General features: G+C 42.1%; 21 protein-coding genes and 2 pseudogenes. 16 read left to right on the top strand and 7 right to left on the bottom strand.

Going from position 1 to position 25,258, the window contains the following annotated elements:
• Window positions 1-17: 17 nt before the first annotated feature.
• Window positions 18-944: an AEC family transporter gene (locus tag G4V62_RS05385; RefSeq protein ID WP_312855434.1), complete on the bottom strand. Its 927-nt coding sequence runs from the start codon at window positions 942-944 to the stop codon at window positions 18-20.
• A 137-nt stretch (window positions 945-1,081) separates the two neighbouring features.
• Here G4V62_RS05385 and abbA point away from each other — a divergent pair, with 137 nt between their 5' ends.
• The 4 genes from abbA (at window position 1,082) to G4V62_RS05365 (ending at window position 4,285) form a co-directional block, all read left to right on the top strand.
• A complete protein-coding gene (abbA, locus tag G4V62_RS05380; RefSeq protein WP_165199972.1) occupies window positions 1,082-1,267 on the top strand; it encodes an antirepressor AbbA in 186 nt (61 codons plus the stop codon).
• A gap of 104 nt (window positions 1,268-1,371) precedes the next feature.
• Entirely contained in the window at window positions 1,372-2,244 is an 873-nt protein-coding gene (gene ccpC / locus G4V62_RS05375) for a transcriptional regulator CcpC (protein WP_165199970.1), read from the top strand.
• Window positions 2,245-2,329: 85 nt separating this feature from the next.
• Window positions 2,330-3,052, top strand: coding sequence for a 2,3,4,5-tetrahydropyridine-2,6-dicarboxylate N-acetyltransferase (dapD, locus tag G4V62_RS05370; protein ID WP_165199968.1), 723 nt, complete (start codon window positions 2,330-2,332; stop codon window positions 3,050-3,052).
• Window positions 3,053-3,172: 120 nt separating this feature from the next.
• Complete coding sequence (locus G4V62_RS05365; protein ID WP_165199966.1) at window positions 3,173-4,285, top strand: N-acetyldiaminopimelate deacetylase; 1,113 nt, start codon at window positions 3,173-3,175, stop codon at window positions 4,283-4,285.
• Window positions 4,286-4,465: 180 nt separating this feature from the next.
• Here G4V62_RS05365 and G4V62_RS05360 read toward each other — a convergent pair whose 3' ends face one another.
• Window positions 4,466-5,305: a mechanosensitive ion channel family protein gene (locus G4V62_RS05360; protein ID WP_165199964.1), complete on the bottom strand. Its 840-nt coding sequence runs from the start codon at window positions 5,303-5,305 to the stop codon at window positions 4,466-4,468.
• Between the two features lie 241 nt (window positions 5,306-5,546).
• Between G4V62_RS05360 and G4V62_RS05355 the strand changes: the two genes are divergently transcribed.
• The 4 genes and pseudogenes from G4V62_RS05355 (at window position 5,547) to G4V62_RS05340 (ending at window position 11,071) form a co-directional block, all read left to right on the top strand.
• Complete coding sequence (locus G4V62_RS05355) at window positions 5,547-6,089, top strand: peroxiredoxin (protein ID WP_165199962.1); 543 nt, start codon at window positions 5,547-5,549, stop codon at window positions 6,087-6,089.
• 428 nt (window positions 6,090-6,517) lie between these two features.
• Window positions 6,518-8,277 (top strand): annotated as a pseudogene (locus G4V62_RS05350) (ABC transporter ATP-binding protein).
• Between the two features lie 18 nt (window positions 8,278-8,295).
• Entirely contained in the window at window positions 8,296-10,113 is a 1,818-nt protein-coding gene (locus G4V62_RS05345) for an ABC transporter ATP-binding protein (RefSeq protein ID WP_165199960.1), read from the top strand.
• Window positions 10,114-10,402: 289 nt separating this feature from the next.
• Window positions 10,403-11,071, top strand: a complete 669-nt coding sequence (locus G4V62_RS05340) for a potassium channel family protein (RefSeq protein WP_165199958.1) — start codon at window positions 10,403-10,405, stop codon at window positions 11,069-11,071.
• A gap of 63 nt (window positions 11,072-11,134) precedes the next feature.
• Here G4V62_RS05340 and rnjA read toward each other — a convergent pair whose 3' ends face one another.
• Complete coding sequence (gene rnjA, locus G4V62_RS05335) at window positions 11,135-12,802, bottom strand: ribonuclease J1 (RefSeq protein WP_165199956.1); 1,668 nt, start codon at window positions 12,800-12,802, stop codon at window positions 11,135-11,137.
• A 3-nt stretch (window positions 12,803-12,805) separates the two neighbouring features.
• Complete coding sequence (locus G4V62_RS05330) at window positions 12,806-13,015, bottom strand: DNA-dependent RNA polymerase subunit epsilon (protein ID WP_165199954.1); 210 nt, start codon at window positions 13,013-13,015, stop codon at window positions 12,806-12,808.
• A 346-nt stretch (window positions 13,016-13,361) separates the two neighbouring features.
• On the opposite strand from G4V62_RS05330, the gene G4V62_RS05325 reads away from it, so the two are divergent.
• Window positions 13,362-14,132: a Cof-type HAD-IIB family hydrolase gene (locus tag G4V62_RS05325; protein WP_165199952.1), complete on the top strand. Its 771-nt coding sequence runs from the start codon at window positions 13,362-13,364 to the stop codon at window positions 14,130-14,132.
• A 67-nt stretch (window positions 14,133-14,199) separates the two neighbouring features.
• Here G4V62_RS05325 and def read toward each other — a convergent pair whose 3' ends face one another.
• Window positions 14,200-14,754 carry a peptide deformylase gene (gene def, locus G4V62_RS05320; RefSeq protein WP_165199950.1) on the bottom strand — a complete coding sequence of 185 codons (555 nt, stop codon included), beginning with the start codon at window positions 14,752-14,754 and terminating at the stop codon, window positions 14,200-14,202.
• A gap of 149 nt (window positions 14,755-14,903) precedes the next feature.
• Here def and G4V62_RS05315 point away from each other — a divergent pair, with 149 nt between their 5' ends.
• The 5 genes and pseudogenes from G4V62_RS05315 (at window position 14,904) to lpdA (ending at window position 20,905) form a co-directional block, all read left to right on the top strand.
• Window positions 14,904-15,584: a YkyA family protein gene (locus tag G4V62_RS05315; RefSeq protein WP_165199948.1), complete on the top strand. Its 681-nt coding sequence runs from the start codon at window positions 14,904-14,906 to the stop codon at window positions 15,582-15,584.
• 531 nt (window positions 15,585-16,115) lie between these two features.
• Window positions 16,116-17,158, top strand: a pseudogene (pdhA, locus tag G4V62_RS05310) (pyruvate dehydrogenase (acetyl-transferring) E1 component subunit alpha).
• Between the two features lie 3 nt (window positions 17,159-17,161).
• Window positions 17,162-18,139 (top strand): alpha-ketoacid dehydrogenase subunit beta, encoded by a 978-nt coding sequence (locus G4V62_RS05305; RefSeq protein ID WP_165199946.1) that lies wholly within the window; start codon window positions 17,162-17,164, stop codon window positions 18,137-18,139.
• Between the two features lie 36 nt (window positions 18,140-18,175).
• A complete protein-coding gene (locus tag G4V62_RS05300; protein ID WP_165199944.1) occupies window positions 18,176-19,489 on the top strand; it encodes a dihydrolipoamide acetyltransferase family protein in 1,314 nt (437 codons plus the stop codon).
• Window positions 19,490-19,492: 3 nt separating this feature from the next.
• Window positions 19,493-20,905, top strand: a complete 1,413-nt coding sequence (lpdA, locus tag G4V62_RS05295; protein WP_165199942.1) for a dihydrolipoyl dehydrogenase — start codon at window positions 19,493-19,495, stop codon at window positions 20,903-20,905.
• Between the two features lie 186 nt (window positions 20,906-21,091).
• On the opposite strand, the gene G4V62_RS05290 is transcribed toward lpdA, so the two are convergent.
• Window positions 21,092-21,478: a hypothetical protein gene (locus tag G4V62_RS05290; RefSeq protein ID WP_165199940.1), complete on the bottom strand. Its 387-nt coding sequence runs from the start codon at window positions 21,476-21,478 to the stop codon at window positions 21,092-21,094.
• 88 nt (window positions 21,479-21,566) lie between these two features.
• Here G4V62_RS05290 and G4V62_RS05285 point away from each other — a divergent pair, with 88 nt between their 5' ends.
• Together G4V62_RS05285 and G4V62_RS05280 are read left to right on the top strand one after the other, a co-directional pair.
• A complete protein-coding gene (locus G4V62_RS05285) occupies window positions 21,567-22,556 on the top strand; it encodes a polysaccharide deacetylase family protein (protein WP_246218268.1) in 990 nt (329 codons plus the stop codon).
• A 125-nt stretch (window positions 22,557-22,681) separates the two neighbouring features.
• Window positions 22,682-23,404 (top strand): SDR family NAD(P)-dependent oxidoreductase, encoded by a 723-nt coding sequence (locus G4V62_RS05280; RefSeq protein WP_165199938.1) that lies wholly within the window; start codon window positions 22,682-22,684, stop codon window positions 23,402-23,404.
• Window positions 23,405-23,762: 358 nt separating this feature from the next.
• Here the strand turns inward: G4V62_RS05280 and G4V62_RS05275 are convergent, their stop codons facing one another.
• Window positions 23,763-25,235: an aminotransferase class I/II-fold pyridoxal phosphate-dependent enzyme gene (locus G4V62_RS05275; protein WP_165199936.1), complete on the bottom strand. Its 1,473-nt coding sequence runs from the start codon at window positions 25,233-25,235 to the stop codon at window positions 23,763-23,765.
• Window positions 25,236-25,258 lie beyond the last annotated feature (23 nt).

Here is a 25,258-nt window from a genome sequence, read left to right as displayed (position 1 = left end):
CTATGGATGACACTTAGTTAAAACATTTGCCCACTGATATAGATCACTAAAGTAACGGTCAGCGCAGAGCAAATCGTAGAAGCGAGCACGGCCTGGGCCGAAAATTCAGGTTCATTTTTATATTCCTGAGCGATAATCGCACTGTTGACCGACGTCGGCATGGCGGCTGAGATCATAAAGGCTTGAGCGGTGACCCCTTGGACATCAAATAAAAATAGAATTCCTGCGGCTAGAGCAGGGCTTAAAAGCAAGCGAAGGCTCACAGAGCTGTATACTTTCCAGAGGTTTTTCTTCAGACGAAGCTGTGCAACTTGACATCCAAGTGTAATTAACGCAATCGCAATCACTGCATCAGATATGTATGTAGCAGGCAAATAAATGGCATCTGGCAATTGGATATTTGCCATATTGAGCACTAAAGCAGATAGCATGGCATAGAGCACAGGCAGGCGCAAATAGCTGAGTAAGGCTTTTAATGGGCTACGATCATTCGATTGAAGTGCAAAAATGCCGTACGAAAATGTCGTAATGTTTTGAATGAGAAGCACGATGACTTGGATAGACATCGCAAAAGGGTCTTGTTTGAACACGAGATCATTGACAGGAACACCATAATTACCGGAATTATAAAAAATCACTGAATTTGAAAAAGCCACTCTCATACTTTTTGAAAACCGAAATAGATAAGCAATTGCATTGGAAATGAGGTAAAGTAAGCCGAGAAGCAGTAAAGTGAAGCCGGCAATCGTTAAGAGAATATTGATGGAAAGCGCAGTCTCATAAAGCTTCGTAAAAATAATACCTGGAACAAGAAAGTAAATATTGAGTTTACTTAATGTATACATATCTAAAGAAAACTTTCTTTGAAGCCATACGCCTATTAAAACGAGGATAAAGACAGGACATAAAACGTCAAAAAATATCGTGATCCACTGCTGCATCATTAGACTAGGCCGCCTCCTTCATATCACATCAAATGCTACCTTACAATCTATTGTTTTGTAAAGGACAGTGGAAAAGGTTCCCTAAGGAAAGATGTGTAGGACGATGCTAAAATGGAACAAACGGGAGGGAGATCACGTTGGACTTACAAAAACTAAATGAAGAAGAAATATCATTATTGTTGCAAACATTAATTCGTCAAAATCTTGCTGTTGAGATTGTTGCTTCAGAAATGGCTGATTTAGAAAAACGCATTGATCCGTCCGCTGAAGACAGACTTAAAAAATTGTCCGTTTTATTAGACAAGCTCGATCCAGTTACATAAGCACATGAAGGGCGCCAAAAGGCGTCTTTTTCTATTTTCATGAGTTGTCCGACTTGAATATGCTACAATAGCTTCATGAAAAGGTTACGAAGGTGGAGGTTGCCATGAATTCATCCGATTTAAGACTATTACAAGTATTGGCTGAGGAAGGAAACATGCGGAAAGCAGCAGAGAGATTATTTGTATCTCAGCCCGCACTTAGTCAGCGTCTTAAAACCATTGAGCAGCAATGGAATGCGCAACTTTTTCTACGCTCGGCACGCGGTGTTGCGCTTACACCTGCTGGTGAGAAAATGCTGGATTATGCAACCACTACATTACAGCGTGAAGAACAGCTTCGTGAAGAGCTTAGAGCTTTGCAGGATCAAGTATATGGAACATTAAGGCTGGCTGTCGCTTCAATTCTCGGGCAATATTGGCTACCTTCTCGTCTGAAGGCATACGTTCAAGCATATCCAAAAGTTCGTATTTCACTAATTACTGGTCGGAGCTCGGAAATGATCAGGCAGCTTTATAACAATGAGCTTCACCTCGGGTTCGTGCGCGGCAATCCGGAGTGGAGTGGGCGGAAGATCCATGTTATGACAGATTATTTTTACTTAGTTGACACAGAGATTACAACATTTGAAGAACTGAGTGCTTCAGAAAAACCGTTTATTCTGTTTAAAAGTGACTCTACGTATTATCAGGAAATTCACGATTGGTGGCATCATTTATATCATTCTGCTCCTCATCGAACAATTGTTGTGGACCAGATTGAAACGTGTAAAAAGCTGGCTGGTCAAGGGATTGGATTTGCAATTTTACCTTCCATCGCCTTAACGCCAGAAGATGATATGTTTCACAAAATTCCTTTGAAAAATAAAGATGGTAGCTTATTAACGAGGGACACTTGGCTCGTTTGCTCGGATGCGGCGATGCAATTAAAGCAAGTGAAAGCTTTTGTGGAGATGATAGAATCATCAGAGTTTGAATAGACACATTGATTATTGTTTGCGAAATCAACACTGCTCTGTTACATTAAAGTAAGACTATGAAATTGTGAGGAGGACATTCGTTATAATGAATACAATGGATGCAAACGAAATTATTAAATTTATCCAAAACAGCGAGAAAGAAACACCTGTTAAAGTATACATAAAGGGCGACCTTGAAGGAATAGACTTCGGTGAGGGAACGAAGACGTTTATTACTGGAAACACAGGCGTACTTTTCGGTGAGTGGTCAGCAGTTAAAGCAGCAATTGATGCAAACCAAACAAAAATAGACGATTACGTTCTAGAGAATGACCGTCGAAATTCTGCGATCCCATTGCTAGACCTTAAAAATGTTCATGCGCGTATTGAGCCGGGTGCTGTCATTCGTGACCAGGTTGAGATTGGAGATAATGCCGTGATCATGATGGGGGCACTCATTAACATTGGTGCTGTCATTGGTAAAGGTACGATGATTGATATGAACGTAACAATGGGCGGGCGTGCGACAGTCGGGAATAACTGTCACATCGGTGCAGGTGCAGTCCTTGCTGGTGTCATTGAGCCACCATCTGCACAACCAGTGATTGTAGAAGATGATGTCGTTGTCGGTGCCAATGCGGTTATTTTGGAAGGCGTTCGCGTTGGAAAAGGCGCAGTCGTTGCGGCTGGTGCAGTCGTCACAGAGGACGTTCCTGAGAATACAGTGGTGGCAGGTATCCCTGCACGCGTTATCAAAGAAATTGACGATAACACACGCTCGAAAACAGAAATTAAACAAGAGCTCAGGCAGCTGAAAAAAGATCAGTAATACTTTGCAAGGGGCATCGACCAAAATGTGTCGGTGCCCTTTTTAACGATATGCGGGTTAAAAGCTATTTACAGTAAATCAAAAACAGTAGATAACACTTCTACATTGGGGGGATAAGGCGTGGCTTTTAATTTAATCGATATACGAAGGGAATTACACCAAATTCCTGAAATCGGCTTTTGTGAACATAAAACGCACACATTTTTACTAGAAAAAATTTCTCTACTGCCTCAAGAGAGATTAACGATGAAAACTTGGAAAACAGGCATTATTGTTGAGGTCAAAGGCACTGTCGGGAAAAGAAGAGTTGGCTATCGTGCTGATATGGATGGCCTTCCTATGAAGGAAGAAACGGGTCTTGCGTTTGCGTCGAAACACGAAGGTTATATGCACGCGTGTGGGCATGATATTCATATGACAATCGCGCTAGGACTGCTGGAAGCTGTCGTCCGCCAGCCGATTGAGGATACGTTCGTCGTTGTCTTTCAGCCAGCTGAGGAAGGTCCAGGTGGGGCTTTGCCAATGATTGCTTCACCAGAATTTCAGGAGATGAAGCCGGATGAAATTTATGCATTGCACATTGCGCCACAATATAAAGCAGGGACAGTTGCATTAAAGCCAGGGTTATTATTTGCCAATACGTCAGAATTGTTTATTACGTTGCGCGGAAAAGGAGGACATGCAGCTTATCCTCATCAAACGCACGATATGGTTGTTGCCGCTTCATATTTAGTGACACAATTACAATCTGTCGTGTCAAGACGTGTCGATCCTATGGATAGTGCTGTGTTAACGATTGGAAAAATAGAGGCTGGGTATGTCCAAAATGTGATTGCCGATGAAGCGACGCTTGAAGGGACAATGCGCACCTTAACGCCTGAAGCAATGCAACGTTTTAAACTTGAAGTAGAAGCGCATGTCAGCGCTATTGAAACAGCTTTTCATTGTAAAGCTGAGATTGATTACGGAGCGAATTACTATCAAGTTGACAACGATGCAGATTTGGCCGCACGTTTGTCATCCTTTTTTCAAGCTTCTTCTGAATTTACTTTTGTTGAAGCAGAAGCTGCGATGACAGGAGAAGATTTTGGGTATATGACAAAAGAAATGCCTGGCTGTCTATTTTGGCTAGGGGTCGGTCCGACAGAAGGACTTCACTCATCACGCATCATCCCAGATGAGAACGTTATGGCGCCCATTGTTCAGGAATTACATCGATACTTCAGCCTTTGACCTGCATCGGTAAGTTGTGTCGAAGTAGGGGATGAACAACTCTAAGTGGGTTAGTGATGTATAAACGATCGCATTTCTATTAGAATGACTTACCATGTTATCAATAAATTTTGCTTTTTTAAAGAAAAAACATCCGTTCTCGTTTCCGTATTAAAGAAACAGAGGCGGATGTTTTTCAGCTTACGCTTTTTTTTCAACGTACACTTGATGAGGAAACGGAATTTCAATGCCGTTGGCGTCGAGTGCCTCTTTCATTGCTTGACGAAGCTTCCGCTCTGCCGCAAACTGCATACCATTCTCCGTTTTTCCGATGACGCGCAGGACGACATCTGAGGCGCCAAGAGCTTGGACACCAATCACATTCGGTCCTTCGACAAAGGACGAATCTTCGGCAGCCACTTTTTCACAGACATCCTCTAATACTTGAATTGCTTTATTAATATCATCGTCGTATGAAATGCTCATATCGACAAGCGCGCGCATATTGCCACGTGAGTGGTTGCTTACGGTTGTAATATAGCGGTTCGGAATAAAATGAAGGGTTCCATCAAAGCCGCGAAGCTGGGTCGTACGCAGGCCGACTTCTTCAACGACGCCATCAAGAGACCCTGCCGTAACGTAATCGTCAACATCGATCTGCTTTTCTAAAAGAACGAAAAAACCCGTGACGATATCACTGACGAGCCCTTGAGCACCAAAGCCGATTGCTAATCCAACAACACCGGCCCCTGCAATAAGAGAAGTTGCTTCCACCCCGAGGTTTTGCAATGTCATAATGACTGTAAAAAATAAGAGGGCATAGGAGAAAATATTTTTTGTAAGTTTCTCAAGTGTGCGTATGCGTGCTCCGTTAGCCTCATTCTTTTTTTGATAGCTTTGGAAAGAGCGATCGATGACTTTCTGACCAATCGCACGAACAATGAAAAATAAGACAAGAATTAAAACGACTTTCAGTATAATTCCGCCAGCCTGGGTCACTAGGCGTGTGATGACTTCATTATTTAATTGGAAGTCGCCCATTAGACATCATCTCCTATGAAATAAATAGTATTATCAATTGTGAAGTGTAGCACATTTATATATGAAAAAAAGAATATATGTGCCAAGCATCCCGCGTGTGAAAAAGCTTCGTGTAGGGTAAAATAAATGTGTACCATAGAAAAAACACAGATTACATTTATTATTATTTAATATTGACTTTAATTATCATTTGGAGTATACTAAATCTGTAAGTGATAATATTATCTAGGAGGGTTTACATATGGCAGAACGTATGGTTGCGAAACAAGCACCACGCTTTGAAATGGATGCAGTGATGCCGAACAAAGAGTTTGGGAAAGTGAGTTTGGAAGAAAATATGAAGAATGATCAGTGGACAGTTTTATTCTTCTACCCAATGGACTTTACATTTGTTTGCCCAACTGAAATTACAGCATTATCTGATCGCTTTGATGAGTTTGAAGATCTTGATGCAGAAGTGATTGGCGTATCGACAGACACGATCCATACACACCTTGCTTGGATCAACACTTCTCGTGATGATAATGGTCTTGGCGACTTAAAATACGCACTTGCTGCTGATACGAACCACAAAGTAGCTCGTGACTATGGTGTTCTTATTGAGGAAGAGGGCGTGGCACTTCGCGGCTTGTTCATTATTTCTCCAGAAGGAGAGCTTATGTATTCTGTTGTTAACCACAACAACATTGGCCGTGACGTCGATGAGACGCTTCGCGTACTTCAGGCATTACAAACAGGTGGATTGTGCCCGGCGAACTGGAAGCCTGGACAAGAGACACTATAAGAAGTTACGTTTTTCTTTTTGGCTGTCCCATTTTTATGGGACAGTTTTTTTTATGCTCGTAAGATATTTGAGTCGAATATATGCACTGTATGGATACATTATTTTCAGAAAATCCCTCTTTATAAGGAAAGAACACATTTTTGAAAATATTTTAAAAAACCCTCTTGACCTTGCAAAAATAAGGTGTAATATAACTAAGACCATGACTTTTCATTATCAAACGTTCGAGAAATGTTTGTTACTCAGGCATTTCTTTAACGATTTGATCATACAAAGCAAAGGGAGAGAATTCCGATGTAAAAGCTGAGCAGTGCTCTGGTTTTTTAGGAAGATGATCTTAAAATCAGAGGGTGTTTTGTCAAAAAAAGTTTCGTAAATCAAATGTTTTGGGAAATGAACTATTTATTGATTGGAAGAGAGGTTATCCTGTGGACACGTTTAAGCGATTGAAGGGATTTTACTGGCCGCATAAACGTTATTTTTTTGGTCGCTCTTTGCTTTATTATTTGTTTCGAGTATTACAGTGGTCTATCCGATCGTGTTGGAAATTACAATCAACGATGTGTTGATCGCAGGTAGGTATGAACTCGTTCCCATTCTCGCCATTGGTTTTTTTGTTCTCATGATGATTAAAGCGGGGGCAGGCTTTGTAAACCAGTATTTCGGCGAAATGTTTGGAATTCGTTCCGTTTATTCATTAAGGAAAGCACTATATGAAAAATTACAATTTTTACCTTTTAGATATTATGATAACGCACGAACTGGCGATTTAATGTCTCGTCTGACGCAGGACGTCGAAGCTTTCCGTTTCTTCTTATCGTTTGGTGCATCTCAAGTCTTAAATTTTTTATTACTCGTGACGATTTCACTTGGCGTCATGTTTTACTATTCGGTACCTTTGGCGCTCGTGACGATGATTTTTATGCCGTTTCTTGCGATTGTCGTCTATCGATTCGATCGCAGGGTGCATCCAGCCTTTAGGAATGTCCGTTTGTCACTCGCACGCCTGAATACAAATATTCAAGAAAATGTCAGCGGGATAAATACGGTAAAATCGTTGTCCCGTGAAGATTTTGAGATTCGCAAGTTTACGAATGCCAATACGGATTATCGTGATCGAAATCTGTTTACGACCGATATCTGGGCAAAATATTTTCCTTTAATGGAGCTGATCGGTCAATTTAGTGTCGTTTTCTTGCTAGGTTTTGGTGGATTTCTCGTCATAAATGATTCGCTGCAGGTTGGTGATCTTGTCGCTTTCTTTAGCCTTGTTTGGTACATTCTCGGACCATTAATGAACCTTGGCTTTATGATTAACACGTTCTCACAATCTAAAGCGTCTGGAGAACGGTTATCGCAAATTCTTGATCAAGACGAAGAAATCAAAGATCCTGAGGAGCCGGTTGCTGTAGAAAGATTAACTGGTGATGTTCGCTTTGATGATGTCAGTCTCAAGTATACATCCGAAGACGATTACGCGCTTAAGCATGTGAGTTTCCATACTGAAGCAGGCAAGACGATTGGTCTATTAGGCGCGACGGGGTCAGGTAAGACGACGATCCCTCAGCTGTTAGCACGCTTTTATGATCGAACGAGCGGAAGCATTTTACTCGACGGCATACCTATTGAAAATATGAAGTTGAAAACACTCCGTAACAACGTTGGTTTTGTTTTGCAAGAGACCTTTTTGTTCTCTTCAAGCATTCAAGATAATATTGCTTACGGAAACCCCGAGGCTAGCATGGAAGAAATCATTGCGGCCGCAAAAAGTGCTCAAGCCCACGACTTTATTATGGAGATGCCAGATGGCTACAATACGATTCTCGGTGAAAGAGGAATGGGACTCTCTGGAGGGCAGAAACAACGAATTGCGATTGCTCGGGCCATCTTAATTAATCCGGCAGTGTTAGTGTTGGATGATGCGACGAGTGCCGTTGATATGCAAACAGAGGCGAAAATCCAAAAAGCACTCGAAACGGTCATGGAAGGGCGCACAACGTTTATTATTGCTCACCGTATTTCTTCACTCCAACATGCTGATGAAATTCTTGTTTTGGAAGAAGGAGAAGTTGTTGAGCGAGGAACACATAATGAGCTCATTTCTTTAGAAGAAGGAGCATACCGCCGAATTTATGATATTCAATATAAAGACCGGGAAGCAGTGCTAGAGTCCCAGAGAATCGGGTAAGTATGGAGGTGGATCCCGATGGCTACAAACAATGAAAAAATGATGCCTAGACACTTAAAACGTTTCTATTATTCTCAGGATCGCGCCATTGAAAAGCCGTTTAACTGGTCGCAGATGGCGCGACTCCTAACGTATATGAAGCCCTATAGTACAACATTGCTTCCGAAAGCCATTTTTGCCGTCATCATTTCAACCTTGGTGCGCCTCGTCGTTCCTTTGTTGACGGGTAAGGTTGCTTTAGATTACGCGCTTCAAGCGGATGGATATTCGCCGCTCATGCTGCTAGTGGCTGGAGTCGCATTTTTATATGTATTGAGTTACATTGCCAACTACTTTCGTATGCGATGGATGAATCGCTTAGGTCAACACGTTATTTATGATTTACGTCAGCATTTGTTTTCGCATGTGGAAAGATTAAGCTTAAACTTTTTTGATAAACGATCGGCGGGATCGATTCTCGTCCGTATTTTGAATGATGTCAACTCGTTACAGGATTTATTTACGAACGGTGTTATCAACATTCTGATGGACTTGATTATGCTTTTAGGGATTGTCATCCTGTTATTCAGCATCTCACCAGAGTTCGCGCTTGCGGTCGTCATTATCTTGCCAATCATGTTTTTAGTGTCAACAAAGCTGCGTAAAAAAATCAGACGTTCTTGGCAGATTGTTCGTTTACGTCAGTCGAAGTTGAATTCTCATTTGAATGAAAGCATTCAAGGTGTCCGCGTGACACAAGCGTATACGCAAGAAAAAGAGAATATGGACTTTTTCGATGGAGTCAATACAGAAACGTATGAGGCTTGGCAGGATGCATCTAAGAAAAACGCGATGTTCCGGCCGGTCGTAGAAATGTCAAATGCGGTTGGGACGGTCATTCTAATCGTTTTCGGATCTTATTTGTACTCGACTGGGTCGATTACGACTGGAGATCTCGTTACGTTTGCGATCTATTTAGGAATGTTTTGGGAGCCTATTTCACGCTTAGGTCAAGTGTATAACCAGCTGCTTGTTGGTATGGCATCTTCAGAACGAATTTTTGAATACTTGGATGAGCAGCCAAATGTACCGGAAAGCGATGACCCTGTAGACATTGATATGAAAGGGCGCATCGATTTCGAGAATGTTGAGTTTGCCTATGATGAAAAAAGAAAAGCGCTAAACAGCATTAATATCCACGCTGAGGCTGGAGAAACCTTAGCGCTTGTCGGTCATACAGGCTCAGGGAAAACGACGATTGCGAACTTAATCAGCCGATTTTACGACGCTACGGCAGGCACTGTTCGAATTGATGGCATCGATGTGAAAGAATTGAGCCTTGACCGTCTACGAACACAAATCAGCATTGTTTTGCAAGACACGTTTATTTTTTCAGGGACTATTAAAGAAAATATTCGTTTTGGTAATCCTGATGCTACAGATGAACAAGTGATTGAAGCAGCGAAGCAGATCGGCGCGCATCAATTTATTATGAAAATGGCTGACGGTTATGAAACCGAGGTTGAAGAACGTGGAAACATCTTATCTGCTGGAGAAAGACAATTGCTTTCTTTTGCAAGAGCATTATTGGCTGACCCACGAATTATTATCCTGGATGAAGCTACGGCAAGTATTGATACTGAGTCAGAGCTGCGTATTCAGGAAGCATTAAGAACGTTACTCAAAGGGCGAACAGCGATTATCATTGCCCATAGACTCTCAACAATTAGAGAAGCAGATCAAATTATTGTTTTGGATCATGGTCATATTATGGAACGAGGCAATCACGAGAAGCTTATGCAACATAAAGGCATCTATTTTGGTCTCGTGCAATCCCAGTTTCAAATGACATCATGACTATAGCTCATTTTTAAAGGGGTAGACAAAGTCGGGAAGGACTTTGTCTACCTGCTTTATTTTGAAATACCTGTTTCACCGTAGGAACACCTTATGAGAGATGCGCTTAAAGAAAGTTAAAAGGCCGTGGAATGTGGATAAGTGTCACACGTATAGGAATCGTCGTGATGGGAAGCGGCGGTTTTTTTAGTTGCGATGTGTGGTGATTGTGTGATGATCTACGCTTGCTTTTCATGATTGTCCAAGCGCATAATAAACAAAGAAGAATTTTAGTGAAGGAGTTTGCCGTATGAAAAAGCAGTTTGCAGTCATTGGGCTTGGAAGATTTGGTAGCAGCATCTGCCGTGCGCTCAGCAAACAAGGGATGGAAGTCATGGCAATCGATATGGACGAAGATCGTGTCAATGAATTTTCTACGATAGCCTCCCATGCCGTTATGGCTGATTCGACAGATGAACAGGCGTTAAAGAGCCTAGGGTTACGAAATTTTGATCACGTCATTGTCGCGATTGGGGACAACATTCAAGCAAGCATTTTAACGACTTTGATGTTAAAAGAATTGGGTGTTAAACAGATTACTGTCAAAGCACAGAACGATTATCATGAAAAAGTGTTGAGTAAAATTGGTGCTGATCGTATCGTACATCCAGAGCGTGATATGGGTCGGCGTATTGCACATCATATACTTTCTAACAATGTTCTTGATTACCTTGAAATATCGGACGAGCATTCAATTGTTGAGGTTCGAGTTAGTGATAAAATGATTGGCTCAACCTTGCAAGATCTGGACATTCGCGCAAAATACGGCATCAACATTGTCGCCTTTCGGCGCGGTCCAGATATTATCGTATCACCACCAGCGGAAGCCGAATTGCAATCAAACGACATTATGATTGTCATCGGCGCGGACAAAGACATTAGCCGTTTTGAAAAGCATTTGATTGATGGAGATATATAAACATGAATAAAAAGCGGAACGAGCTTCATTAGGCTCATTCCGCTTTTTTTGATTGTCAGTAGCTTATACTTCCATAATGATAGGTAAAATCATCGGACGTCGCTTCGTTTTCTCATATAAGAAAGGAGATAATGTGTCAGTAATTTCATTTTTAATTTCAGACCATTGTGATGTACGGCGTTCCATAACTTTTTCAAGATGCTTAGCAATTAAGGCTTGAGCATCATTAATTAAATCACCAGATTCTCTCATGTAGACAAATCCGCGAGAAATGAGGTCTGGACCGGCTGCGATTTTAAATTCTTTCATATTAATGCTGACGACGACAATGACAAGTCCTTCTTCTGAAAGAATTCGTCGGTCTCGTAGTACAATATTTCCGATATCCCCAATGCCGTTTCCATCTACATAGACAGAGCCAGAGGGGATTTTTCCACCAACTTCAGCGGTATCTTTGCCAAGTGCCAAAACTTCGCCAATATCTAAAATGAAACTATGATCTTCAGGGACACCGCAAGCTGTTGCCAATTTTACGTGCTCTTTCAGCATTCTAAATTCTCCGTGGATCGGCAGGAAGTATTTAGGGTTCATGAGACGAAGCATCAGTTTTTGTTCTTGCTGGCAGCCGTGACCGGACGTATGAATATCATTAAGTGAACCATGAATGACTTCAGCGCCCGCTCGGTAGAGCATATCAATCGTTCTGGAAACGGAAATGGTGTTTCCAGGGATCGGCGACGATGAAAATACGACAGTATCTCCAGGTATGATCTGAATTTGACGGTGCGTTCCGTTAGCGATTCTAGATAAAGCAGCCATCGGTTCTCCTTGGCTTCCAGTACAAAGAATAACGATTTTATCAGCCGGTAGACGATTAATTTGTTGTGGCTCAATAAACGTATTCTTTGGTGCACGGATGTAGCCAAGCTCTTGACCGATGGCGATGGAGCTTTCCATACTTCGGCCAAATACGGCAATTTTTCTATCGGTCGATACGGCAGCCTCAACGACTTGCTGCAAGCGATGAATATTCGAGGCGAACGTTGCAAAGATAATGCGCCCGTCCACCTTGTGGAAAATATCAAGGATGTTATCGCCGACTTGTTTTTCGGACATCGTAAACCCTGGAACTTCAGCATTTGTCGAATCAGAAAGCAGGCAGAGTACACCCTCTTTGCCGATCTCGGCCATTTTCGTCAAGTTGGCAGGGTCACCTACAGGTGTGAAGTCAAACTTAAAGTCCCCAGTATGCACGATATTCCCCGGTGGTGTTTTGACGACAACACCGTACGAATCAGGGATACTATGTGTCGTTTTATAAAAAGTTACGCTCGTTTTTCTAAATTTGATAACGTCATCTTCACTAATGACATTTAGCTTCGCTTTACGCAAAAGACCGTGCTCATCTAACTTATTTTTAATTAAACCAATGGCTAACTTCCCGGCATAAATCGGGATGTTTACCTCTCTTAACAGGTAAGGTATACCACCAATGTGGTCTTCGTGGCCGTGCGTAATAAATAGACCCTTTACCTTGTCTTTATTCTTTACAACGTACGTAAAATCTGGAATAACATAGTCAATGCCGAGCAGTTCTTCTTCCGGAAATTTGATCCCCGCATCAATTAGAATAATTTCATCTTGAAATTGTACACCGTACATGTTTTTTCCGATTTCGCCCATTCCGCCCAGCGCAAAAACAGCAGTTTGGTCATTTTTAACAGATTTCATAGGCTACAGAGACTCCACTTTAAATTTGCTTGATTGTTGTTCATATGCCAAGTGTTCCGGGGACAAAGCTTGGACATATTCAATGTTATAATGATGCTTTGCTAATTTCTTTCGGACTGCGCGCTCCGATTCTTCTTCAACATACAGTGTTTTCGTACCTTCTCTAACGATCGCTTGATCTTTTGAAGGCTGATAAAGCACTTTAAAAATCATAATATTCTCTCCTTACGTTCATAATCGTCTATGCTTATTATATAGGATTTTAATTTTTTTTTCATGTATTTTAATGCTATAGAAGAAAGAGGAGAGTAAAAAAGGCTTTAGGCCAATGTTTTTTTTCGCAACAAGTCTTTCCATCTTCTTCTGATTTTCCGTTTCAATTGTTTTAACATGTCCATCATCTCCTTTCTTCATATGTTTTATACATAGTGCGGATTGACCGGATGGACAGGAACGTAGTTAAATTATATTATATGGCAAATTGATCGTTTCATGTCGAATGAGACTGTAAAGATTTTTATAGTGTGGTTTTTTTACGAAGAAAGGAGTTCCGCAACCATTGAAAAAGATCGTGTTTTTTGACATCGATGGAACACTATTGAATGAAAAGAAGCTATTGCCCAGAGAAACGAAAGAGGCCATTCATTTGCTTAAAAAGAATGGTATTGAAACAGGGATTGCGACAGGAAGAGGCCCCTTTATGTATCCTGAGCTTCGTGAAGAGCTAGGGATTAACACTTTTATCAGCTACAACGGCCAATATGTTGTACATGAAGATCAAGTGATTTATAAAAATGCGCTTCCGCCAAGTTCTTTAGAGCGTTTAAAAAGCTTTGCTTCTAAGAACAATCATGCTCTTACATATATGGGAGCCGATCAAATGACAGCTTCAACAGAATACGAAAAAAAGATCGAGGAGAGCTTACAAACGCTTCATTTTGAGCATCCGCCTTACTTGCCTAATTTTCCTCACAGCCATGATATTTTCCAAGTGTTGCTTTTTTGTGAAGAGGGTGACGAAAAGCCTTATCGGGAAGCTTTTGACAATCTTCATTTCGTCCGTTGGCACAAATATTCAATGGACATTTTACCTGCGGGTGGTTCAAAAGCATTTGGGATTCAGCAAGTGATGAACACCTTAAATATAGATCGCGCCAATGTTTATGCTTTTGGAGATGGCTTGAATGATCTGGAGATGCTTGAGTTTGTTGGGTGCGGTGTAGCTATGGGGAATGCTTCTGATGAGGTTAAGAAGAAAGCTGACGTCGTGACATCGCCTGTTGATGAAGGCGGGATTGTCCACGGCCTGGAAAAGGTCGGATTGCTCTAAGCGTCCAGCCATTGAAAAAGCCGGTAACCTTGATGGAAAACCGGCTTTTTTCGTGTTGATCTAATGTTTAACGGTCTACTTCAACAGCATTTTCTGGAATGGCGAATGGATCATCTTCGTTAATATGATCATAAAACATGACGCCATTTAAATGATCAATTTCATGTTGAAAAACAATGGCGGGTAAACCGCGTAGGCGTAGCTTGACCGGCTCTAAATCGCTATTGATCGCTTTCACAGTAATGCGTGCATAGCGCGGAACAATGCCCGGGACTTCACGGTCTACGGATAAACACCCTTCGCCTGAAGGAAGGTAGCTTTTTTCGACAGAATGACTGACGATTTTTGGATTAAAAAGACCGTAATCGTATAAGCGATCTTTATCATCTGTTAAAAGAACCGCGATCATTCGTTTTTCAACGCCCAATTGAGGCGCGGCCAGGCCGACTCCTGGTCGCAGATCATATTTTTCAACCAATTCTTCGTCTTGAGAGTTGGAGAGAAAGGTTTGCATACTTTTAAGCAGGGCAATCTCTTCTTTTGTAGGTGGTATGGCTACTTCTTTTGCCTGCTTTCGAAGGGAAGGATGGCCTTCCCGGACAACATCTTTCATTGTTAACACTATATGGCACCCCCGAATACTGACCAGTCTTATCAATAGTTTACCATAGTGAAAAAATTGAAGCACGTGTAAAAGGAAGGTGACTATTTCTTGAGAACAGTCTCTGTGTTACGATAATAAAAAAGTGTTTTTTGAAAGGGAGTTTAAGGATGAGAGCAGTAAAGCGTGCTGCCAGCATCTCCGTGATGCTTTTTGTTTTAGCAGCTTGTAGTTTTGGTACTACCCCAGCTGAGGATATGTATGAGCATTTAGAGGAGTCTTTGGCACTTGAGCAAGGCTTCCAAGAACAACAGGAGCCCCTCGTTGAACTTGAAGAAAAAGAACAGCAAATTTATGAAGAAATCATAACATACACTACGGAAGAGATGGATAAGATTAGTGCTCTAGCTGAGGAAGGCTTGAATGTCATTGAAGAGAGAGAGGAACTTCTCTTAAAAGAAAAGGAAAGTATGGAAGCGTCTGAAGAGCAATTTAAAAATGTTCAGCCGCTTGTCGATGAGCTGGAAACAGATGAGCTTAAGCAGGCAGCCGAAGAGCTTATCGCAGTGATCGAAGAAAGGTATGCTACTTATCAGAGCCTTCATGAAGTGTATATGAAAGCATTAACGCTTGAAAAAGAAATGTATACGATGATTACTGATGAAGATATGACGATGGACGCTTTTACAGAGCAAGTGAATAAAATTAATACATCTTATGAGGAAATTTCTGGTTTGAATTCAACGTTTAATGATTTAACAAATCAATACAATACGTTAAAGCCGGCGTTTTATGAGTTAGCTGAATTAGACGTCACTTTTGAAAAACAAGGTGAAGAAGCTGCAGCATAAACATACTTGCGCTCTGCGTGAATTCATTTGAAAAACGATTCATAAAAAAGTGTAGACTAAAGCAAATGGGCTTTGTCTACACTTTTTATATTTTATAGACTAAAATTTGTATAATTACTGCAAGGTGTGTAGAAAAATTAGGAAATGAAATGAGAATTGGGAGATGTAGATTTACTATAACAGATGGTTTTATTGTGTTATAACAGATTGTACTGTGAAAGAAGTGTTTTAATTTTTATTGCAAAGGGAAAAGCATGAGTAAGCTTTATTTGACGGACAATATACCTTGGTGTACACTTTATCTTGAAAGCAAGGTGTATCATTTATTTTTTTGATGAAGTGATACAGTTTTAACGACAACGGCTGCTTGAAGATGTTACAAGCCGAGCGGCGGTCTAAACATGTCTTGTTTTCATTTTTTAGGGCACATTAAAGACAAGTGTATTTAGCGTGCCGTGAGGCTTGATTACTAAGGAAGAGGTGAGATGATTGGGTACACAAAACCTCGAACAAGTCGAGAAACAGTTCGAAATGTACCAGATTTTGAATGAAAAGGAGAGGTCGTCAATAAGAAGGATGTTCCTGATTTAAGCGATGAGCAATTGAAGGAACTGATGACCCGAATGGTCTATACAAGAATTCTGGATCAGCGTTCTATTTCTTTAAACCGTCAAGGACGTCTTGGCTTTTATGCACCAACTGCTGGGCAAGAGGCTTCTCAGTTGGCAAGTCACTATGCTTTGGAGAAAGAAGATTTTATTCTTCCTGGGTATCGTGATGTGCCACAATTAATTTGGCATGGTCTTCCGCTATATCAAGCTTTCCTATTTTCGCGTGGACACTACCATGGGAACCAATATCCCGAAGATCTAAATGCATTGAGCCCACAAATTATTATTGGTGCGCAAATTATCCAAGCTGCGGGTGTTGCACTTGGTATTAAGAAGCGCGGGAAGAAAGCCGTTGCTGTCACGTATACAGGTGATGGTGGTGCATCTCAAGGTGATTTCTATGAAGGCATCAACTTTGCCGGAGCATATCAAGCGCCTGCAATCTTTATCGTACAAAACAACCACTTTGCGATATCTGTCCCAGTAGAGCTTCAATCTGCTGCGAAAACAATTGCGCAAAAAGCTGTAGCAGCGGGTATTCCAGGCATTCAAGTTGATGGAATGGATCCACTTGCAGTTTATAAAGTAACGAAAGATGCGCGTGACCGCGCCCTTAACGGGGAAGGACCTACTCTTATTGAAACCATTACGTATCGTTATGGTCCTCACACAATGGCTGGTGACGATCCTACACGTTATCGTACTGAGGATATGGATAGCGATTGGGAAAAACGCGATCCGCTTGTGCGTTTCCGTAAATACTTAGAAGACAAAGGCATTTGGTCTGAAGAAGAAGAGAACAAAGTCATTGAGCAGGCGAAAGAAGAGATTAAAGCCGCCATTAAGAAAGCAGATGCTCAGCCTAAGCAAAAAGTAACTGAGTTAATCGAGAATATGTACGAGACACTTCCGCAAAATCTCCAAGAGCAATATGAAGAATATAAAGAGAAGGAGTCGAAGTAAGCTATGGCTCAAATGACAATGATTCAAGCCATCACTGACGCGCTGAGAACCGAACTGAAGAATGACGAAAATGTTCTCGTCTTTGGTGAAGATGTCGGGCAGAATGGCGGTGTGTTTCGCGCGACAGAAGGCTTGCAAAAAGAATTTGGTGAAGATCGTGTCTTTGATACACCACTAGCTGAATCGGCGATTAATGGACTAGCCATTGGTATGGCCCTCCAAGGGTTTCGTCCTGTTCCTGAAATTCAGTTTTTCGGTTTTGTTTATGAAACAATGGATTCGATTAATGGTCAAATGGCACGTATGCGGTACCGCTCAGGAAATACGTACAATATGCCAATTACGATTCGTTCACCATTCGGTGGAGGCGTAAAAACACCTGAACTTCATGCAGATAGCCTTGAAGGATTGATTGCACAGCAGCCAGGTGTGAAAGTAGTGATTCCATCTAATCCGTATGATGCGAAGGGATTGTTGATTTCTGCAATCCGTGACAACGACCCTGTTGTTTTCTTGGAGCATATGAAGCTTTATCGTTCCTTCCGTGAAGAAGTTCCTGAAGAGGATTACACAGTTGAAATTGGCAAGGCTAAAGTAAAAAGAGAAGGTACGGACGTCACATTAATCGCATATGGCGCGATGGTTCAAGCATCGATGAAAGCGGCTGAAGAGCTTGAAAAAGAAGACATTTCAGCTGAAGTGATTGATTTAATGACAGTGAGCCCGCTAGATGTTGAAACAATCGTTGCGTCTGTTAAAAAGACAAACCGTGTGGTTGTTGTCCAAGAAGCTCAAAAGCAAGCTGGCATAGCTAATCAAATTGTTGCTGAGATTTCTGAGCGTGCGATTTTACACTTAGAAGCGCCGATTGCACGTGTTGCAGCACCTGACACAGTATATCCGTTCGCAGCAGCCGAGGAAGTTTGGTTGCCTAATCATGAAGATATTGTCGAAAAAGCAAAAGCTGCTGTTCATTTTTAAAAAGAGTTAACAACAACAAGATAGGAGGGTTTCATTGTGGCGTTTGAATTTAAGCTCCCTGATATCGGTGAAGGTATCCACGAAGGTGAAGTCGCCAAATGGCTCGTCAAACCAGGGGATGAAGTTAAAGAAGACGATGTGCTGTGTGAAGTCCAAAATGATAAAGCCGTCGTTGAAATTCCTTCCCCAGTCGATGGTACAGTGAAAGAATTAAAAGTTGACGAAGGCGTTACGGCGATCGTTGGCGACGTTATTCTAACGATTGATGCTGAAGGCTATGAAGACAGTGGTTCAGATGATAGTAAGGAAGAGTCTAGCGAGAGTGCTAAAGCTGAAGCCCCTGAAACAACTGGGAAAGAAGAAGCGGCTAAGGCACAACAATCTTCAGACGCAAAGGAGCAGTCTGAAGAAAAGAAAAGCACATCTAGTCACGTGATTGCAATGCCTTCAGTGAGAAAGTATGCCCGTGAACAAGGTGTAGACATTGCACAAGTTCAAGGCAGTGGAAAAAACAATCGCATTGTCCGTGAAGACATTGATGCTTATGTCAACGGAGCGCAAACTGCACCACAAGAAGAGGCGCAAACAGCTCCAGAAGAGACAAGCGAAAAAGTAGCACAACCAGCAGCTAGCGCTTCGACTGAAGGTTTAACAGAGACACGCGAAAAAATGAGCGGCATCCGCAAAGCGATTGCAAAAGCGATGGTCAACTCTAAACAAACGGCTCCTCACGTAACATTGCTGGACGAGGTCGTTGTTTCTGACCTTGTCGCCCATCGGAAGAAGTTTAAACAAGTTGCGGCTGATCAAGGTGTTAAATTAACGTACTTGCCATATGTCGTTAAAGCATTAACTTCAGCCTTGAAAAAGTTCCCAGCTTTAAACACATCACTTGACGACAGCAGTGAAGAGATTGTTCACAAGCATTATTACAACATCGGGATTGCTGCGGATACGGACAAAGGTCTACTCGTTCCAGTTGTGAAACAGGCAGATCGCAAATCCGTCTTTGAAATTTCCGATGAGATTAATCATCTTGCAACAAAAGCACGTGACGGCTCTCTTTCTTCTGATGAGATGAAAGGCGCTTCTTGCACAATTACGAATATCGGATCTGCAGGCGGACAATGGTTTACACCGGTCATTAATCATCCAGAAGTAGCTATTCTTGGCATCGGTCGTATTGCAGAAAAAGCAGTGGTCGAAAACGGAGAAATCGTTGCGGCACCTGTTCTAGCATTGTCATTAAGCTTTGATCACCGTATAATTGACGGTGCGACTGCTCAGCTTGCTATGAACCATATCAAACGTTTGCTGAACGATCCACAACTACTAGTAATGGAGGCGTAAAACATGGTTGTTGGAGATTTCCCCATTGAATTAGACACACTTGTAGTAGGCGCTGGCCCAGGGGGATATGTGGCTGCCATCCGCGCAGCCCAGCTTGGCCAAAAAGTGACCATCGTCGACAAAGGTACACTTGGTGGCGTTTGTCTAAACGTCGGGTGTATTCCTTCTAAAGCATTAATTAGCGCAGGACATCGTGTTCAACACGCTAAACATTCGGATGACATGGGTATTACGGCGGAAAACGTTTCTGTCGACTTCGGCAAAGTCCAAGAATGGAAAGGCTCCGTCGTTAATAAGCTGACTGGAGGCGTCGAAGGGCTTCTAAAAGGAAACAAAGTGGATATTGTTTCTGGAGAGGCATACTTTGTTGACAAAAATACGGTTCGAATTATGGATGAGAAAAATTCACAAACGTATACGTTTAAACATTGTATCCTTGCTACTGGATCTCATCCGACAGAGCTTCCTTCGTTCCCGTGGAGTGACCGTGTTGTTTCCTCAACAGGCGCACTTGCACTAGAGGAAGTGCCGAAGAAGCTCGTCGTGATTGGTGGCGGTTATATCGGCGTTGAGCTTGGAACAGCGTATGCAAACTTCGGCTCTGAGGTCGTTATTCTTGAAGCGATGGATGATATTCTAACTGGTTTCGAGAAACAAATGACTTCTTTAGTGAAACGTAACCTTAAGAAAAAGGGGAACGTTGAAGTTCATACGAAAGCAAAAGCACTTTCTGTCGAAGAGACAAGCGACGGTGTGAAAATTACCGCTGAAATTAAAGGTAAGGAAGAAGTTATTGAAGCGGACTACGTTCTTGTCACGGTTGGACGTAAGCCGAACACAGCCGAGATTGGCCTTGAGGATATTGGCGTCAAGATCGACGACAAAGGTATCATAGAAACGGACAAGCAAGGACGTACAAGCGTTGATACGATCTTTGCGATCGGTGATATCGTTTCTGGTCCTCCATTAGCTCATAAAGCTTCTTATGAAGGGAAAATTGCCGCTGAAGCCATTAGTGGTGAGCCTTCAGAAATTGATTACTTAGGCATCCCTGCAGTTGTCTTTTCCGAGCCTGAATTGGCTTCAGTTGGACATACAGAGAAGTCTGCTAAAGAAGAAGGTATTGATGCGAAGGCAGCTAAATTCCCATTTGCTGCAAATGGACGTGCGCTCTCATTAAATGAGACTGACGGATTTGTTAAGCTTGTTACCCGCACCGAAGATGGTGTCATTATCGGGGGACAAGTTGCTGGAGCAGGTGCTAGCGATGTGATTGCAGAAATCGGTTTAGCCATTGAAGCTGGTATGACGGCTGAAGATATGGCATTAACGATCCATGCACATCCAACACTTGGAGAAATTACGATGGAGGCTGCTGAGGTTGCCCTTGGCACACCAATTCATATCGTAAAATAAGAAATAATAAAAGCTCCCTCGTTAGGAACAGTGATCAGACTGTTTCCTGACAGGGAGCTTTTTTTCGTCAAACGTAGACGTTTTCTCGTGAGTCTTTTCGCTGAGGCTAAGGAATGATTGATAAAACAATAAGTAGGGGTTTGTCTACGATCAAGAAATAAGGCCTTTTTAATCAAAATAATTTGCTTAAGATTTAAACGCTTTGACAATGTGCTCTAAACGCGAGGCTAGCTCTTCTTTTGGCATCGATTCTCCTCCGAACACGCCAAGTGTTTGACCTTTACTAGTAATGACAACGCAAGGGAACTCATGGATGTCATTTTTTCCAGGTAGCGTTTCCGCCTCTTTTCCAGTGATGAGCTTGAATTGACTGAGTTCATCCGGGTATTTGTTTTTTAATTGAAGGAGCACATCGTATAATTCTTCTTCTTTTTGCGGATTTTCATTATTGCTTACGATAAAAACGTGCAAGTCATCTTCTTCGGCTAGCTGTTGTATAAACGCTTGATCCTGTTGACAGGAAACAAGTGCAATGGAAAAAACGATGAGGAGAATCATTGGAGTAGGCTTCATTGCAAACCCTCTTTCCGGTCGATAATATTGCCATTATTGTATCATGTCCAATTGTTAAAAGCTTACTTGTAACAGGTTTGTAAGGAGAATGAAAACAGTCATTCATTTTTTGCAAGCGCCTGTTTCCAGTGGTATAGTAAACGTTGCAACATCTTATGAAGTTTGTCGAAAAGGAGCTCATACGTATGAAAAAATGATTTGGACAGGGATCGTAAGTCTGTTATTGATCGTCGCTGGCTGCCAAGGGGCACCAGCTACAGAAGAAAGTGAAACGACAGAAGAAACGAGTGAACAAGCTGAAGCATCAGAGGCAAACACGCCTTCTGCTGAGAGCGATTCAACGGAAACAACCGAGAATGAAAAATCGGCAACAGAAGAGGATGACAAAGATGAGTCTGATCAGCCTGCACAAGATCAAGAGGAAGCAGAAGCGCCTATGGAGCCTCTTTATCAAATTAATCCACAAAACTATAAAATTGAACCACTTGACGACGCTGAAGAAAATGTCGTTTTATTAACGATTGATGACGCACCAGATCAGTATGCACTTGAGATGGCGAAAACATTAAATTCGTTGGAAGCTCCGGCAATTTTCTTTGTTAATGGCCACTTTATCGATACAGAAGAAGAAAAAGCAGTGTTAAAAGAAATTCACGAGATGGGTTTTGCAATAGGGAATCATACGTCTAGTCATGCAAATTTAAGCGACCTTTCTTCGGAAGAGCAAAGGGACGAAATTATATCTGTAAACGAAGAGATTGAAGCCATTACAGGGGAAAAGCCAGTCTTCTTTAGAGCGCCCTTTGGTGTAAATACAGACACATCAAGACAAATTGTGACAGAAGAAGGAATGGCTTGGATGAATTGGTCTTACGGCTATGATTTCGTCGATGGGTATATGACGAAGGAGGCTATTGGCGATATTATGGTGAATGCACCTGAGTTGTCTGCAGGAGCAAATTTACTAATGCACGATCGCGAATGGACAAATGCTGCGCTAGAGGACATAATCACTGGCTTAAGAGATAAAGGCTACAGTCTCGTTGATCCAGAGTTGATTCAAGTAAATACACAGTAACCAAAAGCGCGAGCTGCTTTGTCTGCTTGCGCTTTTTTGACGGTTTACGCACCCTCATAATCGATTCTTTATCTAGGTTATTTTTCGTCTATTAAGCTATGATAGGTGTAAGGAGGAGTGATCAAATGAGTAAAAACTATATCATATTTGGTGCAAGCCAAGGGCTGGGCGATGCATTTGTCAAAGGTTTGCCAGTAGAAGGCGATACCGTTTGGATAGTGTCACGTACGCGACCGAACAGTTTAGATGTCAATGATGGTGTGAACCGTAGATGGCTTGCCATTGATTTGTCTAGCCAACAACAAATCCCATATTTGAAGGAAACGATGAAAGACATTGCCATTGATGTATTGATTTACAATGTTGGTGTATGGGAAAAGCGGGGCTTTGAAGATGACTATACGTTTGATCTCGATGAGGTTGAAGATATTGCAAGTTTGATGAATATCAATTTAACGTCAACGATTACTTACGTTCAAGCGCTTTTACCTCATTTAAGACAGGCTGAAAACGGAAAAATAATATTTATCGGCTCAACCGCAGGCTTAGCGCATACAGGAAATGCGCAGGTGTCATTTGTGACATCTAAGTTTGGCTTGCGTGGGATTACAAATGCTTTGCGCGAGCATCTAAGAAAAGATAAGATTTCGGTAACGTGTATTAATCCAGGGGAGCTTGCTGCTGAAGTGCCTTTTGAAGAGGGGGCAGAAACGGCAATTAAGTTGTATGAAGGGACGCGCATCCCTGTACAAGATATCGTCACCATTGTTCAGTGCGTCATTCAGTTATCACCAGTGTCTTGCGTGAAGGAAATCAATATTCCTGCGATGACAGATTTGAATGCGTGACAATTTTTAGGCAAGTGGAGAGCCTTGCCGTATCTCAGACGTCCCCCAGTGGAGGACAAGTCAAAAAAACTCTTCGTGAATCAATAAGCAAATGGCTTCAGCCATAACCAGGCAGCAACTCGCTACAACGGTTCAAAGGGGTGTCTAAAAAGTCGCTAAGCACTGGACTTTTTGGGCTTCTTTTTAAATTAAAGAACAATGTAAAATAAAAAAGAACTTCGCGCTTAAGCATGTCTTCGTAAATGAAATCAAAAAAACACAAGGGCGGAAAATCATTTGATTTCTCCGACCTGTGTTTTTTAGTGAAGAACTGATGAAAAGTTTTTGAACTTATAACAGCGAGCAAAATAGCCGTATTTCAATAGATCGCCCGATATTCTTTCACGACACGTAAATGCTGTAATGTTGAATCCTCGGGGCCTTGAACAGGCAGACCTGCCTCTATATTTTCCATAATGTACAGTAGATTGTCTGTTGAAATGGTTTCTCCCGGGACAAAAATAGGAATGCCAGGCGGATAAACCATGACAAACTCGGCGATTGTCCGTCCTGAAGATTGATGAAATGGGACTAATTCCGTATCGGCATAAAATGCTTCGCGAGGCGAGATCGTTAAGATGGGAATGTCTGGAACTTTAACTCTAGGTGACTCTGCTGTTCGAATAAATGTTGCATGTAGCTGCGAAAGCTGTTTGAGTGCTTCTGTTAACGCCTGCACTTCTTTAAAGGTATCTCCTGGGGTAACGATGCATAGGATGTTGTAAAGGTCAGATAGTTCAACCTCTATACTTGCTTGTTCTCGCAACCACTGCTCCGCATCATTTCCTGTAATGCCAAGGTCCTTGACTGAAATGAGCAATTTCGTTAAATCCATGTCATACGTTGCACTCGAATGCAGCAGTTCGCGGCCAGCACAATATAATCCTGGTATCGAATTGATCGTTTGTCGAGCTGCCTCTGCTAGGGCAAGCGCTTCATTTAGCAATCCTTTTCCATGCAGGGCCAATTGCCGACGCGCTGTGTCAAGTGATGCTAGTAGCGGATATGATGTTGATGTCGTCGTCAGCATGCTTAAAATCGATTGTAATCGAGTCACCGACACACGTCGCCCTTTGACATTTAAAATCGAACTCTGAGTCATTGACCCACCTAGCTTATGCATGCTTGTTGCAGCGATATCTGCCCCAGCCTCCATCGCTGATAACGGAAAATGATCATTAAAGTGAATATGAACACCGTGCGCTTCATCAACAAGAACGGGTATATTCGCTTTGTGTGCGATGTCGACAACTTGTTTTAGGTCACAAGCAACGCCGTAATACGTAGGGTTAATGACAAGCAGTGCCTTTGCATCAGGGTGCTGATCCACAGCTTTTTGCACGGCCTCAGCGCTCATTCCATGAGCAATCCCAAAAGCATTGTCTAGTTCGGGATGGACAAACACTGGTGTAGCTCCTGAAAATACGATGGCACTCATGACCGATTTATGGACATTTCGGGGAACGATAATTTTGTCACCAGGCTGACAAACCGCCATCACCATAGCCATAATCGCCCCGCTCGTACCTTGAACACTAAAAAAAGTAGCATCCGCATCAAATGCTTCAGCAGCCAGCTCTTGCGCTTGTTGAATGATACCATTTGGATGATGCAGGTCATCTAAAGGAGCGATATTGATCAAATCCATCGCAAGAACAGAGGAGCCTACAAATTCACGAAACGTAGGATCCAGCCCTTTTCCTGCTTTATGGCCAGGGATGTGGAACTGTATAGGATCCTTTTCAATATGGCGGAGGAGCCCGCTGAATAATGGCGTTTCTTGTTGTGACACTTACGTCCACCTGCTTCATTTAA

It is taken from the genome of Litoribacterium kuwaitense (assembly GCF_011058155.1).
GTDB lineage: Bacteria > Bacillota > Bacilli > Bacillales > DSM-28697 > Litoribacterium > Litoribacterium kuwaitense.
This window is presented reverse-complemented; position numbering and strand designations above follow the sequence as displayed.